The organism is Variovorax sp. YR216 (genome assembly GCF_900107745.1).
In the GTDB taxonomy this organism is placed as follows: Bacteria; Pseudomonadota; Gammaproteobacteria; order Burkholderiales; family Burkholderiaceae_C; genus Variovorax.
This window is the reverse complement of the sequence record NZ_FNRO01000002.1, coordinates 1-14,405: the sequence shown is the minus strand read 5'-3', so window position 1 is coordinate 14,405 and position 14,405 is coordinate 1. Positions and strand designations below refer to the sequence as shown.

General features: G+C 66.9%; 14 protein-coding genes. 10 read left to right on the top strand and 4 right to left on the bottom strand.

The window, feature by feature from the left end; all coding sequences use genetic code 11:
- The first annotated feature begins 40 nt into the window (after positions 1–40).
- From BLW05_RS04915 to pbpC, 6 genes are all read left to right on the top strand, one after another.
- Complete coding sequence (locus BLW05_RS04915; protein WP_093160560.1) at positions 41–316, top strand: DUF2277 domain-containing protein; 276 nt, start codon at positions 41–43, stop codon at positions 314–316.
- Between the two features lie 26 nt (positions 317–342).
- Positions 343–753 carry a PaaI family thioesterase gene (locus tag BLW05_RS04910; protein WP_256330048.1) on the top strand — a complete coding sequence of 137 codons (411 nt, stop codon included), beginning with the start codon at positions 343–345 and terminating at the stop codon, positions 751–753.
- Position 754: 1 nt separating this feature from the next.
- A complete protein-coding gene (locus BLW05_RS04905; RefSeq protein ID WP_093160557.1) occupies positions 755–1,027 on the top strand; it encodes a hypothetical protein in 273 nt (90 codons plus the stop codon).
- 160 nt (positions 1,028–1,187) lie between these two features.
- Complete coding sequence (locus tag BLW05_RS04900) at positions 1,188–1,814, top strand: LysE family translocator (protein ID WP_093160555.1); 627 nt, start codon at positions 1,188–1,190, stop codon at positions 1,812–1,814.
- Positions 1,815–1,869: 55 nt separating this feature from the next.
- Positions 1,870–2,790 carry a polysaccharide deacetylase family protein gene (locus BLW05_RS04895; protein ID WP_093160552.1) on the top strand — a complete coding sequence of 307 codons (921 nt, stop codon included), beginning with the start codon at positions 1,870–1,872 and terminating at the stop codon, positions 2,788–2,790.
- A gap of 36 nt (positions 2,791–2,826) precedes the next feature.
- Positions 2,827–4,998 carry a penicillin-binding protein 1C gene (pbpC, locus tag BLW05_RS04890; protein ID WP_177142565.1) on the top strand — a complete coding sequence of 724 codons (2,172 nt, stop codon included), beginning with the start codon at positions 2,827–2,829 and terminating at the stop codon, positions 4,996–4,998.
- Positions 4,999–5,302: 304 nt separating this feature from the next.
- On the opposite strand, the gene panE is transcribed toward pbpC, so the two are convergent.
- Together panE and BLW05_RS04880 are read right to left on the bottom strand one after the other, a co-directional pair.
- Positions 5,303–6,235: a 2-dehydropantoate 2-reductase gene (gene panE, locus BLW05_RS04885; protein ID WP_093160550.1), complete on the bottom strand. Its 933-nt coding sequence runs from the start codon at positions 6,233–6,235 to the stop codon at positions 5,303–5,305.
- 16 nt (positions 6,236–6,251) lie between these two features.
- The gene (locus tag BLW05_RS04880) at positions 6,252–7,919 is read right to left on the bottom strand and encodes an L-lactate permease (protein ID WP_093160547.1); all 1,668 of its coding nucleotides are present in this window, start codon (positions 7,917–7,919) and stop codon (positions 6,252–6,254) included.
- A 94-nt stretch (positions 7,920–8,013) separates the two neighbouring features.
- Between BLW05_RS04880 and BLW05_RS04875 the strand changes: the two genes are divergently transcribed.
- Positions 8,014–9,171 carry an alpha-hydroxy acid oxidase gene (locus tag BLW05_RS04875; RefSeq protein WP_093160544.1) on the top strand — a complete coding sequence of 386 codons (1,158 nt, stop codon included), beginning with the start codon at positions 8,014–8,016 and terminating at the stop codon, positions 9,169–9,171.
- An 88-nt stretch (positions 9,172–9,259) separates the two neighbouring features.
- A complete protein-coding gene (locus BLW05_RS04870) occupies positions 9,260–10,597 on the top strand; it encodes an MFS family transporter (protein WP_093160542.1) in 1,338 nt (445 codons plus the stop codon).
- A gap of 7 nt (positions 10,598–10,604) precedes the next feature.
- Here the strand turns inward: BLW05_RS04870 and BLW05_RS04865 are convergent, their stop codons facing one another.
- Entirely contained in the window at positions 10,605–11,174 is a 570-nt protein-coding gene (locus BLW05_RS04865; protein ID WP_256330047.1) for a putative glycolipid-binding domain-containing protein, read from the bottom strand.
- A 62-nt stretch (positions 11,175–11,236) separates the two neighbouring features.
- On the opposite strand from BLW05_RS04865, the gene dinB reads away from it, so the two are divergent.
- Complete coding sequence (gene dinB / locus BLW05_RS04860) at positions 11,237–12,493, top strand: DNA polymerase IV (RefSeq protein ID WP_093160537.1); 1,257 nt, start codon at positions 11,237–11,239, stop codon at positions 12,491–12,493.
- Between the two features lie 26 nt (positions 12,494–12,519).
- Here dinB and BLW05_RS04855 read toward each other — a convergent pair whose 3' ends face one another.
- Positions 12,520–13,548, bottom strand: a complete 1,029-nt coding sequence (locus BLW05_RS04855) for a purine-nucleoside phosphorylase (RefSeq protein ID WP_093160534.1) — start codon at positions 13,546–13,548, stop codon at positions 12,520–12,522.
- 305 nt (positions 13,549–13,853) lie between these two features.
- On the opposite strand from BLW05_RS04855, the gene BLW05_RS36775 reads away from it, so the two are divergent.
- Positions 13,854–14,078, top strand: a complete 225-nt coding sequence (locus BLW05_RS36775) for a hypothetical protein (RefSeq protein ID WP_143044772.1) — start codon at positions 13,854–13,856, stop codon at positions 14,076–14,078.
- Positions 14,079–14,405: the final 327 nt, after the last annotated feature.

Sequence of the window (14,405 nt, the reverse complement as noted above, 5' to 3'; positions counted from 1 at the left end):
CATGATGGAACGCAGGACCGTCCCATGAAGGCCACCGCCCATGTGCAGAAGCATCAAGACCCTGTTCAATTTCGAACCCCCCGCGACCGAAGAGGAAGTGCGCGCCGCGGCCCTGCAGTTCGTGCGCAAGCTCAGCGGGTTCAACCATCCGTCGAAGGCCAATGAAGCGGCCTTCGATCGCGCGGTCGAAGACGTCGCCGCCGTGGCGCGCACGCTCATCGGATCGCTGGTGACGACCGCCGGGCCGCGCGACCGCGAGGTCGAGGCCGCGAAGGCGCGCGAACGCACGTCCGTCCGCTTCGGCCACAGTCACTGAACCTCGTCCACCTGCGAAGGAGTTCCATGTCCATGCCGACCGTCGAGCAGATCCAGCAGATGCTCGATCCGATCTTTCCCGGCCTGATGGGGGTGCGCCTCTTGACGTTGGAGCCGGAGCGGGTCGTCGCGAACCTGCTGGTCCGGCCCGATCTCTGCACGGCCGGCGGCATCATGCACGGTGGCGCGTACATGGCCTTCGCCGACACGCTCGGCGCCGTGGGCACCATTATCAATCTGCCGAAGGGCAAGCGCACCACGACCACCGACTCGAGCACCAAGTTCATCGGCGGCGCGAAGGTGAACACCACGGTGGTGGGTGAATCGGTCGCACTGCATCGCGGACGCACCACGATGGTGTGGCAGACCACCATCAAGTCCGAGGAAGGCAAGCTCTGCGCCGTGGTGACGCAGACGCAACTCGTGCTGGAGGGCTGACATGCGCACACTGCTTTTCATCCTGGGCGGCTTTGTGCTGCTGGCCGTATGCCTGGCCGCCGGCAAGTCGATGGCGGGGGGCTTCGGCGACGGCATGCGCATGAGCCTCATCGCATTCGCCGCCCTCTGGTTCGTGATCGCGGCGGCGAACATGTGGATCGGGATCGCCAAGGCCGGCTATTCGTTCGGCGAGGAGTTGCCGATCTTCCTGCTCATCTACCTGCTGCCGCTCGCGGGCGCCGCCTTCGTGGTCGTGAAGTGGAAGCTCTTTTGACGCACCTGTGACCTCTTCGTCCGATTTCGAGCCATGCTGGCACGCGAATCGCTCGTGATCGCTGCGCTGCCCCGCAAGCATTCGAAGCCGAAGCGTCGCAAGGCGGCGAAGGCACCGCGCTAGCATCCATGTTCATCCCCCATCCCTGAAGGTTTTCCGCATGTCCATCGAACTCTGGCTCGCCTTCGTCGCCGCGTCCGCCGTGCTGCTGATCATCCCCGGGCCGACGATCCTCACGGTCATCAGCTATTCCGTCGCGCATGGGCGGCGGGCCAACGTGCCGCTGGTGGCGGCGGTCGCGCTGGGCGACTCGACCGCGCTGGTGCTCTCGCTGCTCGGACTGGGTGCGCTGCTGGCGACTTCGGCGTTCTGGTTCATGGTGATCAAGTGGGTCGGCGGGCTGTACCTGCTCTACCTCGGCGTGAAGCTGCTGCGCGCGGGCATCTCGCCGGCCGAACTCGCTGCGCCGGCCGCGCCCCGGTCGCGCTGGCGGCTGTTCGCCAACACCTGGCTGGTGACGGCGCTGAACCCCAAGGGCATCGTGTTCTTCGTCGCCTTCCTGCCGCAGTTCATCAACCCGCGCGCGGACGTGACGCACCAGCTCTGGCTCCTCGCCCTCACCTTCGTGACGATGGCAACGCTCAACGCCACGCTCTATGCGGTGTTCGCCGGTTCGGCACGCAGGCTGCTGGCTTCGCCGCGTGCGCAGCGGCGCTTCAACCTGGCGGGCGGCTCGCTGCTGTCGGCGGCGGGCGTCTGGGCGCTGCTCGCACGTCGCCCTGCATGAGCCGCCCGGCCGCCCGTAGGCGAATCCCGAAGGGCCGCTGCGCGAGGGTCGCCCAATGAGCCCCAAGTACACCGGCCCGCTGCCCACGCACGGCCGGTTCGACTACGCGCCGATCACCCGCCGCGCGGACCATGCGTGGCCCAATGGCGCCCGGCTGGCGGTGTACCTCGGCCTCAATCTGGAGCATTTCGCGTTCGGCGAGGGCATGGGCGCCTGCATCGGCCCCGCGTCGCCGCATCCGGATGTGCTGAACTTCTCGTGGCGCGAATACGGGAACCGCGTCGGCGCGTGGCGCTGCCTCGAACTTTTCGACAGCCTGGGCATGGTCTGCGGCACGCTGCTCAACACCGCGCTGTACGACCACTGCCCCGACCTGATCGCGGCGTCGGTCGCGCGCGGCGACGAGCTCATCGGCCACGGCCACAGCAATGCGGAGCGTCAGGGCGACATGGACGAAGCCGGCGAAGCAGCGCTGCTCGCCCGATGCCGCGCCCGGATGCTCGCGGAAAGCGGCAAGGCGCCCTCGGGCTGGCTGTCGCCGTGGATCTCCGAAAGCCACCTCACGCCCGACCTGCTCGCCGAGGCCGGCTACCGCTATACGCTGAACTGGTGCCATGACGACCAGCCGATTCCGATGCGCACCCGCAGCGGCCGCACGCTGTGGTCGGTGCCCTACCCGCAGGAGCTGAACGACATCCCGATGATCATCGCCCGGCAGATGGACGCGAAGGACTTCGCGCAGATGATCATCGACAACGCCGACGAGATGCTCGATCAGTCGCGCCGCCAGCCGCTGGTGATGGGCGTGGCCCTGCATCCGTACATCGTCGGGCAACCCTACCGGCTGCGGCACCTGCGCCGCGCGCTGAAGCACCTCGCACGCCTGCGCGACGAGGGTGAGATCTGGCTCACCACGCCCGGCGCGATCTGCGCGCACATGGCGACGGTCACCGCAGGCACGGCTGTGGCAAGCTAGCGCGCGGCCGCATGGGTGCGGTCGCTACCGCTTCCCATGTCGCCATCCCGTCTGTCCGTTTCGCTTCTGCTATCGACGCTTGCCCTCGTGCTGGCGCGGCCGGTCTGGGCGCTCGCCACCTTCGATGAAGTTCGGCACGACTTCCGCCCGTCCGACACGCTGGTGCTGGACCGCGACGGCCAGTTGCTGCAGCGCGTGCGCATCGATCCGGCGGTCCGCCGGGGTCAATGGACCGCCCTCGCCGACATCTCGCCCGCGCTACGCACGGCCATGGTGCTGAGCGAGGACCAGCGCTTCTACGAACACAGCGGCGTCGATTGGCGCGCCGTCTCTGCCGCCGCCTGGGGCAATCTCTGGAACACGCGCACGCGCGGCGCCTCCACGATCACGATGCAGCTCGCCGGGCTGCTGGACGACGACCTGCGGCGCGGCGGGAGCGGCCGCAGCCTCGGCCAGAAGCTCGGGCAGACGGTCGCGGCGCAGCGGCTGGAGCACACCTGGCGCAAGGACCAGATCCTGGAGGCCTACCTCAACATCGTGCCGTTCCGCGGCGAGATCGTGGGCATCGACGCGCTCTCGCGAACGCTCTTCGGCAAGGCGCCGCACGGCCTCGATGCGCGCGAGGCGGCCGTGGCAGCCGCGCTGGTGCGCGCGCCGAACGCGAAGCCCACCCTGGTCGCCCAGCGCGCCTGCGAACTGATGCGCACGATGGAAGCCGGCAGTCGGCCGGATTGCGACGCCGTCGACATGTTCACCAGCGCCGCGCTGCAGCGGCGCAGCTTCGATGCGAGCGAAGGCATCGCGCCGCATCTCGCCCGCCGCGCGGTGGCGGCGCGCACTGAAGACACGCACGGCGACGTTCGCACCACGCTGCGAGCGCCGCTGCAACGCTTCGCGCTCGACACCCTGCACAGGCACCTGCGCGAGCTGCGCGGGCGCAACGTGGAAGACGGCGCGGTGGTGGTCCTCGACAACGCGAGCGGCGAAGTGCTCGCGTGGATCGGCTCCTCGGGCACCCTGAGCCGCGCGGCCGAGGTGGACGGCGTGCTGGCGCAACGGCAGCCCGGATCCACGCTCAAGCCCTTTCTCTATGCCGAAGCCATCGCCGAGCGTCGGCTCACTGCGGCTTCGCTGCTCGACGATTCGTCCGCGCAGATCAATACCGCAAGCGGCCTCTATATCCCGCAGAACTACGACCGGCAGTTCAAGGGCCACGTCTCGGTGCGCACCGCGCTCGCGGCCTCGCTCAACGTGCCGGCGGTGCGCACGCTGGTCATGGTGTCGCCCGAAGCCTTCGCGCGGCAGCTGCGCGCGGCCGGCCTGCCGCTGGCGCAGAGCGGCGACTACTACGGCTACAGCCTCGCGCTCGGCAGCGCGGAGGTGTCGCTTCTCGCGCTGACGAATGCCTATCGCACGCTGGCGAACGGCGGGCGCTTCGGCGAGACGCGTTATCTGCCCGCGCCGGCCACCTCGCAACCGGGCAGTGCGCCGGCCATCGATCCGCGCGCAGCGTTCATCGTCGGCGACATCCTGAGTGACGCCAATGCGCGGGCACGCACGTTCGGGCTCGACAGCGTGCTCGGCACGCGCTTCTGGACCGCAGTGAAGACCGGCACCAGCAAGGACATGCGGGACAACTGGGCGATCGGCTGGTCGCAGCGCTACACCGTCGGCGTGTGGGTCGGCAACGCGAGCGGCGCGCCGATGTGGGACGTGAGCGGCACCAGCGGCGCGGCGCCGGTGTGGGCCGAGGTGATGGGCTTCCTGCATCGCGGCGTGCCGAGCCGCGCGCCCAGGCCGCCGGCCGGCGTGGTGCAGAAGCAGGTGCGTTTCGGCGACGAACTGGAGGCGGCGCGCAGCGAATGGTTCGTCGCCGGCACGGAACAGGCGGTGTTCGCGATCGCGCCCGACGCCGTCGCCGAGGCGGCGCCACGCATTGCCTCGCCGGCGGACGGGACCATCATCGCCATCGATCCGGACATTCCCCCCGGCAGCCAGCGTGTGCGCTTCGAGGCCGACGGCCGCGCGGTGCAATGGCGCATCGACGGCAAGCCCTTGGCACGCGGCAACCGCGCGCAGTGGCTGCCCTGGCCGGGACGGCACGTCGTCGAGCTCATCGATGCGCGCGGCCAGGTGGCGGACAGCATCCGCCTGGAAGTGCGGGGCGCCGGCGTGGCGGCCACCGGCGCGAAGAACGCCAGCCGCTGAACGGCGGTCGGCGGTTTCGTCCGACGCCTGTCAGCGGCAGCCGACGCTGCCGCACCACCGGATGGCGGACAGCCGCTGCCCATGCCGGCCCACGGCGACGAACGCAGGACGCCGCTGGAGCGCGCCCCTTGTGCGATCTATAACTTTCACAACAGTCACCACCACAACGAGGTGCGAGATGTTGATATCGATGAGAACCGTGCCGCAACGGCAGGATCCGCAAGTCGTCATCGCCTGGATTCGCGCATGCATCTGGGCAAGCGTCGAGGGCTGGCCCTTCTGCCCTCTCAAGTAGATGGCTCGGCTAACTCGGTGCCGACTCTCGCGCTCTGCGCGCTTCGTAGGCCTTGAGGTGGGCATACGCGACGCGCAGCAGAGACAAGCTTTGGCTCGCACCGCCGCGACGCAGCAGGTCGCCGACGATGTGATCCGCCTCGATCGGCCCCCCACGTTCGATGTCCTTGAACATGGAGGCCGTCATGAGTGAGTCCGGCGCAGTGACGATCGCACGCGCCCTTTCGAGTGCCGCGGGACGCAGCACAAAGCCGTTGCGGGCCGCGATGGCGGCGCACTCGTCGACCATGCCGACGCAGAGATCCGTCGCGCCGGCGCGCACGATGTCGCCGACCGCGGCGCGCATCAGGCAGGTCATGCCAGCCGCCGATGCGATCAGCACCCACTTCTCCCACATGTCCTGAAGGATGTTGTCCGATGCGACGGCATCGAAGCGCGCCTTGCCGAAGGCCGCCTGCAGCGCGTTCATGCGCGGCGAATGCGCGCCGTCCAGCTCGCCATAGGTCAGTCCATGCACGTCGCTGAGGTGCAGCACCGCGCCCTCGCCGTCGAGCACTGCCGAGATCATGCAAAGGCCGCCGAGGATGCGGTCCTTGCCGAAGCGCTGCGCGAGATCGTCGAGGTGCCGCATGCCGTTGAGCACCGGCAGGATCGCCGTACCCGGCCCCACTGCAGGCGCGAACGACTCCATGGTCTCGCCGAGATCGTAGGCCTTGCAACCGACGATCACGACGTCGTAGGGCCCCGCGATGTTCGCGCTTTGCACCGACGGCGGCGCAGGCAGGCGGAGGTTGCCGTGCGGGCTCTTCACCACCAGCCCAGTCTTCGCGAGCTGCGCGGCGCGGCGGGGGCGCAGCAGGAAGGTGACGTCTCCGCCCGCATCGAGCAGCCTGCCGCCGAAATATCCGCCGAGCGCACCCGCGCCCACGACCAGGAATCGCATCGTCGCCTTCCGCCTCCTACTTCACGACCATCAGCGTGAACGGCCACACATAGGCCTGCAGCGTCACGAAGATGCCGACGAGGGATGCCAGCGCGATGGAGTGGAAGAACACATAGCGCAGGATGTCGCCCTCGTGGTTGAACCACCGCGTGGCGGTGGAAGCCACCACGATGGATTGCGCATCGATCATCTTGCCCATGACGCCACCCGAACTGTTGGCCGCGCCCATGAGGTTCGGCGACAGGCCCAGCTGGTCGGCAGCGACCTTCTGCATGCCGCCGAAGAGCACGTTCGAGGCGGTGTCCGATCCGGTCAGCGCCACGCCGAGCCAGCCCATGAGCGTGCCGAAGAAGGGATAGAGGACGCCGGTGTTGGCGAATGCGAGACCCAGCGTGCTGTCGAGGCCCGAGTAACGCGTCAACGTGCCCAGCGCGAGCATCAGCGCGATGGTGAGCAGCGAGTACTTCACAAGATTGAGCGTGCGCCCGTAGGCGACGATGAGCTGACCGACGCTGTACTTGGCGACCAGGCCGCCCACGATGGCCGACAGAAGGATGCCGGTGCCGGTGGCCGAGAGCAACGTGAAGGCGTAGACCGCGCCCTCCTTGGTGGGCGACGGCACGATCGGCGGCACTTTCTCGACCATGTTGTGCAGGCCGTCGATCGGGAAGTTGGGCGCGAAGAGACCGTTGAGCCAGGTCTTGACTGGCGGCAGGCCCCAGATGAACACGAAGACGGTCATGATCGCCCACGGTGTCCATGCGCGCACGAGTTCGGCCGTCGAATGGGGCGAGCGCTTGGCAGTGGCCGTGGCCGCCGGCGTCCCACCGTCGTCCTCGTGCCCCTTGAGCGAGACCGAGCGCCAGATGTTGCGCGGCTGCCAGACACGCAGGAAGAGGATGAGCGACACCATCGAGACGATGGCCGCGATGATGTCCACGAGCTCGGGGCCGATGAAGTTCGACACGAGGAACTGCGGGATGGCGAACGAGGCGCCGGTCACGAGAATGGCGGGCCAGATCTCCAGCATGCCCTTGCGGCCTGCGAAGGCCCAGATCAGCCAGAAAGGCACCAGCAGCGAAAAGAACGGCAACTGCCGGCCGATCATCGCGGTGACCGCCATCAGGTCATAGCCATGCACCTTGGCGAGCGTGATCACCGGCGTGCCCAGGGCGCCGAAGGCGACAGGCGCGGTGTTGGCGATCAGCGAAAGGCCCGAAGCCGCCAGCGGCGAAAAGCCGAGGCCGATGAGAATCGCGGCCGTCACGGCCACCGGCGTGCCGAAGCCGGCCGCACCTTCGAAGAACGCACCGAAGGCAAAGGCGATCAGCAGCAACTGGAGACGACGGTCCTCGGTGATGTCGGAGAGCGAGTCCTGCAGCACCTTGAAGCTGCCGTTCTGCTCGGCGAGCTGCTGCAGGAAGATGATGTTCAGGACGATCCAGCCGATGGGCAACAGTCCCGTGAGTCCGCCAAGGAAGGCTGCGCGGCCCGCGAGACCGGCCGGCATGCCGAAGGCGACGACGGCAATGAGCAGCGCGCTGATCAGCCCGAGCCCGGCGGCGATGTGCGCCTTCATGTGGAGGAAGCCGAGACACACCAGCATCACGACGACCGGTATGGCCGCCAGTGCCGTCGAGAGCACCATGTTTCCGAACGGGTTGTAGACCTGCTGCCATGTCATAGATGTCCGCCTTTTGTTGTCAGGAGTTGGTCGGTCGAAGCCCTGCGGATAATAGGCACCGCGCAAAGATCAGACAACCTAGGAGCCACCCCCTGTGCCAGACCTCTCCAAGATCACGAACATCGAAGACCTGCGAGTCATTGCCGAACGCCGCGTGCCACGCATGTTCTATGACTACGCCGACTCGGGAGCATGGACCGAAGGCACCTACCGGTCCAACGAGGATGACTTCCAGAAGATCAAGCTGCGCCAGCGCGTGGCGGTCAACATGGAGGGCCGCTCGACCCGCACGACGATGATCGGCCAGGAAGTTGCAATGCCCGTGGCGATCGCGCCCACGGGCCTCACCGGCATGCAGCACGCGGACGGCGAGATCCTCGGCGCCCGCGCCGCGAAGGCCTTCGGCATTCCGTTCACGCTCTCGACGATGAGCATCTGTTCGCTGGAAGACATCGCGGAGCACACCGACCGCCATCCCTTCTGGTTCCAGCTCTATGTGATGCGCGATCGCGAGTTCATCGAGCAGCTGATCGAGCGCGCGAAGGCCGCGAACGTCTCGGCGCTCCAGCTCACGCTCGACCTGCAGATCCTCGGCCAGCGGCACAAGGACATCAAGAACGGCCTGACCGCCCCGCCCAAGCCCACGCTGAAGAACCTCATGAACCTCGCGACCAAGCCGCGCTGGTGCATGGGCATGCTGGGCACCAAGCGCCGCACCTTCGGCAACATCGCCGGCCATGCGAAGGGCGTGAAGGACCTGTCGTCGCTGTCGTCGTGGACCGCAGAGCAGTTCGACCCGACGCTGAGCTGGGCCGACGTCGAATGGATCAAGAAGCTCTGGGGCGGCAAGCTGATCCTGAAGGGGATCATGGACGTGGAGGATGCGCGCCTCGCGGCCTCCAGCGGCGCGGATGCCCTGATCGTGTCCAACCACGGCGGCCGGCAGCTCGACGGCGCGCCCTCCTCCATCGCCGCGCTCCCGGCGATCGCCGAGGCGGTCGGCACGGAGATCGAGGTGTGGATGGACGGCGGCATCCGCAGCGGGCAGGACGTGCTGAAGGCACGCGCGCTCGGTGCGCGTGGCGTGCTGATCGGCCGCAGCTTCCTCTACGGGCTCGGTGCCTTCGGCGAAGCGGGCGTGACCCGCGCGCTGCAGATCATCCACAAGGAACTCGACATCACCATGGCCTTCTGCGGGCGCACGCAGGTCGACGAGGTCGACTCGAGCATCCTGCTGCCCGGCACTTTCTAGGCAGGGTTACGGCACCGGCTGACGGCGCCGGCTCCTGCGGCGGGGCAAACTAGGGGATTGCCCTAGCAACACGCAGAGAGGCACCCGCATGAGCTCCGTCACATCCTCCGCGGGATCGGCCATCGTCGATTCCGCGATTTCCTCACGCGCCTACACCAGCGAAGAGAAACGCCATCGCATCTTCGCGATCATGGCGGCCTCGTCGGGCAACCTGGTCGAGTGGTTCGACTTCTATGTCTATGCCTTCAGCGCGCTGTACTTCGCGCCATCGTTCTTTCCGAAGTCGGACCCGACGGCGCAGCTCCTGAACACCGCGGGGGTGTTCGCAGCGGGCTTCCTGATGCGCCCGATCGGCGGATGGCTTTTCGGCCGCGTCGCGGACCGGTACGGCCGCAGGACCTCCATGCTGATCTCGGTGACGATGATGTGCGCCGGTTCGCTCGCGATTGCCTGCCTTCCCACCTACGCGGCCATCGGCGCGTGGGCGCCCTTCCTCCTGTTGATCTGCCGGCTGTTCCAGGGCCTCTCGGTCGGTGGCGAATACGGCACCACGGCCACGTACATGAGCGAAGTTGCGCTTCGCGGACAGCGCGGCTTCTTCTCGTCCTTCCAGTACGTCACGCTGATCGGCGGGCAGTTGCTCGCGGTGCTCGTGATCGTCGTGCTCGAACAGCTGCTGAGCGAAGCCGAACTCAAGGCCTGGGGCTGGCGCATCCCGTTCGTGATCGGCGCGATCGCGGCGGTGGTGGCGCTGTTCCTGCGCCGCACACTGCACGAGACGCAGACTGCCGAATCGCGTGCGAACAAGGAGGCGGGCTCGCTGGCGGGCATCTTCCGCCACCACAAGGCCGCGTTCTTCACCGTGCTGGGCTACACCGCCGGTGGCTCGCTGATCTTCTATACCTTCACCACGTACATGCAGAAGTACCTGGTCAACACGGTGGGCCTTCCGATCAAGACGACCAGCTACGTGATGACCTTCGCGCTCTTCGTCTACATGTGCATTCAGCCGGCGTTCGGCGCGCTGTCGGACCGCATCGGCCGGCGCAACAACATGCTGCTGTTCGGCGGCCTCGGCGCGCTGTGCACCGTGCCGATCCTCACCGCGCTTCAAGGGGTCACGAGTCCGTTGGTGGCTTTCGTGCTGATCATCCTGGCGCTGGCGATCGTGAGCTTCTACACCTCGATCAGCGGCATCGTGAAGGCCGAGATGTTCCCGCCCGAAGTGCGCGCACTCGGCGTCGGGTTGGCGTATGCGGTGGCGAATGCGCTGTTCGGCGGGTCAGCCGAATACGTGGCACTGGGCCTCAAGTCGATCGGCCACGAGACGGCCTTCTACTGGTACGTCACGGCCATGATGGTGATCGCCTTCCTGGTGAGTCTGCGGCTGCCCCGCCAGGCGACCTACCTGCGCCACGATCACTGAGCGGCGCTCAGGCCTCGGCTTCCCAGAGCTTCGGATAGCGGCTCACGAAGCCGTCGCCGGTGACCTTCAGCATCTCGGCGTAGTCGAAGCGCGGGGAGATGTACCAGTAGTCTGATTCGCCGCGTCGCTCGTAACGTTGCTTGAGTTCGACCAGGCTGCCGCTCTCGAGATCGAGCCATGCAGCAGGTGCGTCGGCCGCTTCGCCTTGCGCGAGATGCAGGCGGCGCAGCGGCAGCAGATTGGTGGCCGGCGTGAAGCCAAGGTCGAGATCGACGCAGTGCCCGAGATCGGGTAGCGGCGCATCGTTGAGCTTCCACGCGCCGTGCGCGTCGTGCACGATGGAGAAATCGATCTGCTCGTTGCCGAGCCAGCCGCGCACCGTGCTCCACTGCGTGTGCCAGGCGCGATCGCAGCGTACCCGGTAGTGCAGTTGCGCGGCGCGGCCATCCTCGTGGCGAAAGGCCGCGGCGCCATCGATCTGCCAGTTGTCGCCGTTGCGGTCCAGGCGACAGACGTCGTGTCCCGGAGCATCGAGGCGGCGCCAGAGCATGAAGGCAACGGACTGCATACGGCGCATGATGGCACCGGGTGCCCGCTGTGCGCAACCCTGGGCAACCAACCAGCAGTGTCGCGGCGAAAATGACATCCGTGAGTGCCGCCCCGATCCGCCGTATTGCCCATCTCGACATGGACGCCTTCTATGCTTCCGTCGAGTTGCTGCGCTATCCGCAGCTCAAGGGGCTGCCGGTGGTGATCGGCGGCGGGCGGCGCAAAATCGACGAGGCGTTGCGCGACGTCCCCGACGGCGGCACGCTCGCCGATATTCCCGTCGGAGCCTTTCCCCTGCTCAAGGACTACGTCGGACGCGGCGTGATCACCACCGCAACCTATCCGGCGCGGCAGTTCGGCGTCGGATCGGCGATGGGGCTCATGAAGGCAGCGAAGCTGTGCCCGCAGGCGATCATCCTGCCTGTGGACTTCGACGAGTACCGCAAGTATTCCCGTCGCTTCAAGCAGGTCATCACCGAGATCGCGCCGGTGATGGAAGACCGTGGGGTCGACGAGGTCTACATCGACTTCACCCAGGTGGCGGGCGGTCAGCGCGAGGGCGGCCGCGTGCTGGCGCGGCTGATCCAGAAGTCGATCTTCGAGGCCACGGGTCTGACGTGCTCGATCGGCGTGGCGCCCAACAAGCTCATCGCGAAGATGGCGAGCGAGTTCGACAAGCCGAACGGGATCTCGGTGGTGTTCGAGAACGACCTCCAGGGCCGCATCTGGCCGCTCCCCTGCCGCAAGGTCAATGGCATCGGGCCGAAGGCCGATGAGAAGCTGCAACGTCACGACATCCGCACCATCGGCGAGCTCGCGGCACGCGATCGCGACTGGCTGATCGCGAACTTCGGCAAGGCCACGGGCGCATGGATGCACGAAGTGGCCTGGGGGCGCGACGAGCGGCCGGTGGTCACGGAGAGCGAGCCGGTGTCGATGAGCCGCGAGACCACGTTCGACAGGGACCTGCACGCGGTGCGGGATCGCGCCGAGTTGGGCGCCATCTTCACGCACCTGTGCGAGAAAGTCGCGGAAGATCTCCAGCGCAAGGGCTACGTGGGCAAGACCATCGGCATCAAGCTGCGCTACGACGATTTCAAGATCGCGACGCGCGACCAGACCATCGACCATTTCACGGCCGATGCGAAGGCGATCCGGCAGGTCGGGGGACAGTGCCTCAAGCGGGTGCCGCTGGAGCGGCCGCTGAGGCTGCTCGGCGTGCGCGTGGGTGCGCTGCTGAAGGCGACAGAGGCGGATGCGGCGAAGCTGGCGCGCGCGAATCCGGGCGGAGGGCGCCAAGCCGCGGACACCCTCGACGCCACGGCCAGGACGGCTTCGCTCTTCTAGCCTGGCTGCCCGCCGCGCCGGCTGCTTCAGCGGGCTGGCACGCCGTTCTGCCACTGGGGCCAGTTCGCGACGATGTGATCCACGACCCGGCTGCCCACCAGTTCGATGTTCTCCACCGTCTCTGCGAAGCCACCGGCGGTCTCGCCCGGCGCCGGGTCGAGATGCTGCAGCGTGGTCTCGCGAGGATTGCCCTGATCGAAATTGACGGCGCCACGCAGGCTCATCACGCGATCGGTGCCGTGGGTGCGCTTGATCACCAGGGTCACGGCCGCGGCTTCCATTTCGGTGATGACATAGTCGTCCGCGCCGTACAGCTTGGCGATGTACTGCGCCTGGTTGGACATGCCGGGGCCGTGGAAGAAGGTGTCGCCGGTCATGTGGGTGCCGGTGCCAACGAAGGGCGCGCGGCGCGCTGCGGCCTGCGGGTAGCGAAGGCGGTAGGCGCGGGCCGAGTCCGAGTCCTTCAGGGGGGTGTCGGCAGAGAGCTTCATCGCCCACGCCACCAGATCCGGGTTGAGCTTGAATCGGCGGTACTCCTCGTAGCCTTTGCGCGGCATGAAGGTCGGCTCCCCGGCCTTGTTTTCCTCCGGCGCCCAACGATGTCCGAGGTCGTAGTCGACAAGCCACGTGGCCCAGCTCACCTCCCCGATGGTCCCGCGAGAAGGCGGCGTGCCGGCCACGCCCGAGATGACGTAGTAGGTCTGCGAGAAATCGAACTTCGGATTCAGCAGGATCGCTTGCATGGATGAGGACGAATTCACTTTGCCCATGCCGAGGACTGCGCCGCAGACGCCATCCGCATTGCAGTACACAGGCTGCAAGGCACCTGGGACGGCAATCGGCGTCGCGCCCTTCCAGTAGCGCTCGTACCAGTGCTGGAACTCACCGGCGCGGTCGCCGGTGTTCTGGCCTATCTCGAACATCGCGGCGACGAAGACCTTGACCTTCACCGGCTCGGTTGCGCGCGGCTGGGTCGTGGAAGCGCAGCCGGCGAAAAGCACGACGGCTGCTGAAAGCGCGAAGGCGCGGGCGCGGCTGGACCAGAGGAGCGACATGGGATTCTTTCGTTGGCAAGAAGAAGGGGGTGCAGGACGCTGGGCGGTGGCGGACCGGAAGCCGATGCGGCGTCCTACAGCGGCTGGCGCAGCGGATGAGCACTCTTTCGGGGATTTTCAGCTGCGGCGTTTGCCGTGACCGCAATTTTTTGCAAAGGCCATGCCTGCCCCACGCCACTCACCACGCTCCGCAACAGACACGTTGACCTGCGCGGAAGCAGCCTTCGGTTGCGTTTCCGCGGGAAGAGCGGCGTCCTTCACGAGACGAGGATCGATGATCCGCGCATCGCCAAGGTGGTTCGGCGTTGCCAGCTATTGGCGGGGCAGGAGCTGTTTCAGTACGAAGGCAGGACGGCAATCCGCGGAGCATCTCATCGACCGACGTTAACGACTACCTGCGCGAGATCGCGGGAAGAGATTTCAGCGCCAAAGACTTCAGGACTTGGCACGGAACGGTTCAGGCGTTCGAGTGGATCCGCGTCCGATTCGCCTGTGATGATGTGGACCCAATCGTCCGTCCGGGTGGGTGAGCATCAAGGATGCTCCTGTGCGCGGTCGCCGCGCGACTCGGCAATACGCCTGCGGTCTGCAGGAAGGCGTACGTGCACCCAGCGGTGCTTGAGCTCGCTGGAGCGCTCATTTCGGATTCAAGGAAATCGAAGGCGCTATGGGACAGGATTTCACGTAGGTCCCGAAATCGGCGTCATCTACGTGCAACTGAGCAACGACTGCTTGCCTTCTTGTCGATGACGCGAAGCACCCCGCAAAAAGCAAAAAGCCCAGCCTTGTGGGGCTGGGCTTTTTGGGGCTGTAAGAGCCTGACGATGACCTACTTTCACACGGGAACCCGCACTATC

Coding starts and splice junctions, on each gene's coding strand:
- BLW05_RS04865 (WP_256330047.1), bottom strand. CDS start 11,174: ATGCGCCGTATGCAGTCCGTTGCCTTCATGCTCTGGCGCCGCCTCGAT.
- BLW05_RS04910 (WP_256330048.1), top strand. CDS start 343: ATGTCCATGCCGACCGTCGAGCAGATCCAGCAGATGCTCGATCCGATC.
- BLW05_RS04915 (WP_093160560.1), top strand. CDS start 41: ATGTGCAGAAGCATCAAGACCCTGTTCAATTTCGAACCCCCCGCGACC.
- BLW05_RS04895 (WP_093160552.1), top strand. CDS start 1,870: ATGAGCCCCAAGTACACCGGCCCGCTGCCCACGCACGGCCGGTTCGAC.
- BLW05_RS04900 (WP_093160555.1), top strand. CDS start 1,188: ATGTCCATCGAACTCTGGCTCGCCTTCGTCGCCGCGTCCGCCGTGCTG.
- BLW05_RS04870 (WP_093160542.1), top strand. CDS start 9,260: ATGAGCTCCGTCACATCCTCCGCGGGATCGGCCATCGTCGATTCCGCG.
- dinB (WP_093160537.1), top strand. CDS start 11,237: ATGACATCCGTGAGTGCCGCCCCGATCCGCCGTATTGCCCATCTCGAC.
- BLW05_RS04905 (WP_093160557.1), top strand. CDS start 755: ATGCGCACACTGCTTTTCATCCTGGGCGGCTTTGTGCTGCTGGCCGTA.
- BLW05_RS04855 (WP_093160534.1), bottom strand. CDS start 13,548: ATGTCGCTCCTCTGGTCCAGCCGCGCCCGCGCCTTCGCGCTTTCAGCA.
- BLW05_RS04880 (WP_093160547.1), bottom strand. CDS start 7,919: ATGACATGGCAGCAGGTCTACAACCCGTTCGGAAACATGGTGCTCTCG.
- pbpC (WP_177142565.1), top strand. CDS start 2,827: ATGTCGCCATCCCGTCTGTCCGTTTCGCTTCTGCTATCGACGCTTGCC.
- panE (WP_093160550.1), bottom strand. CDS start 6,235: ATGCGATTCCTGGTCGTGGGCGCGGGTGCGCTCGGCGGATATTTCGGC.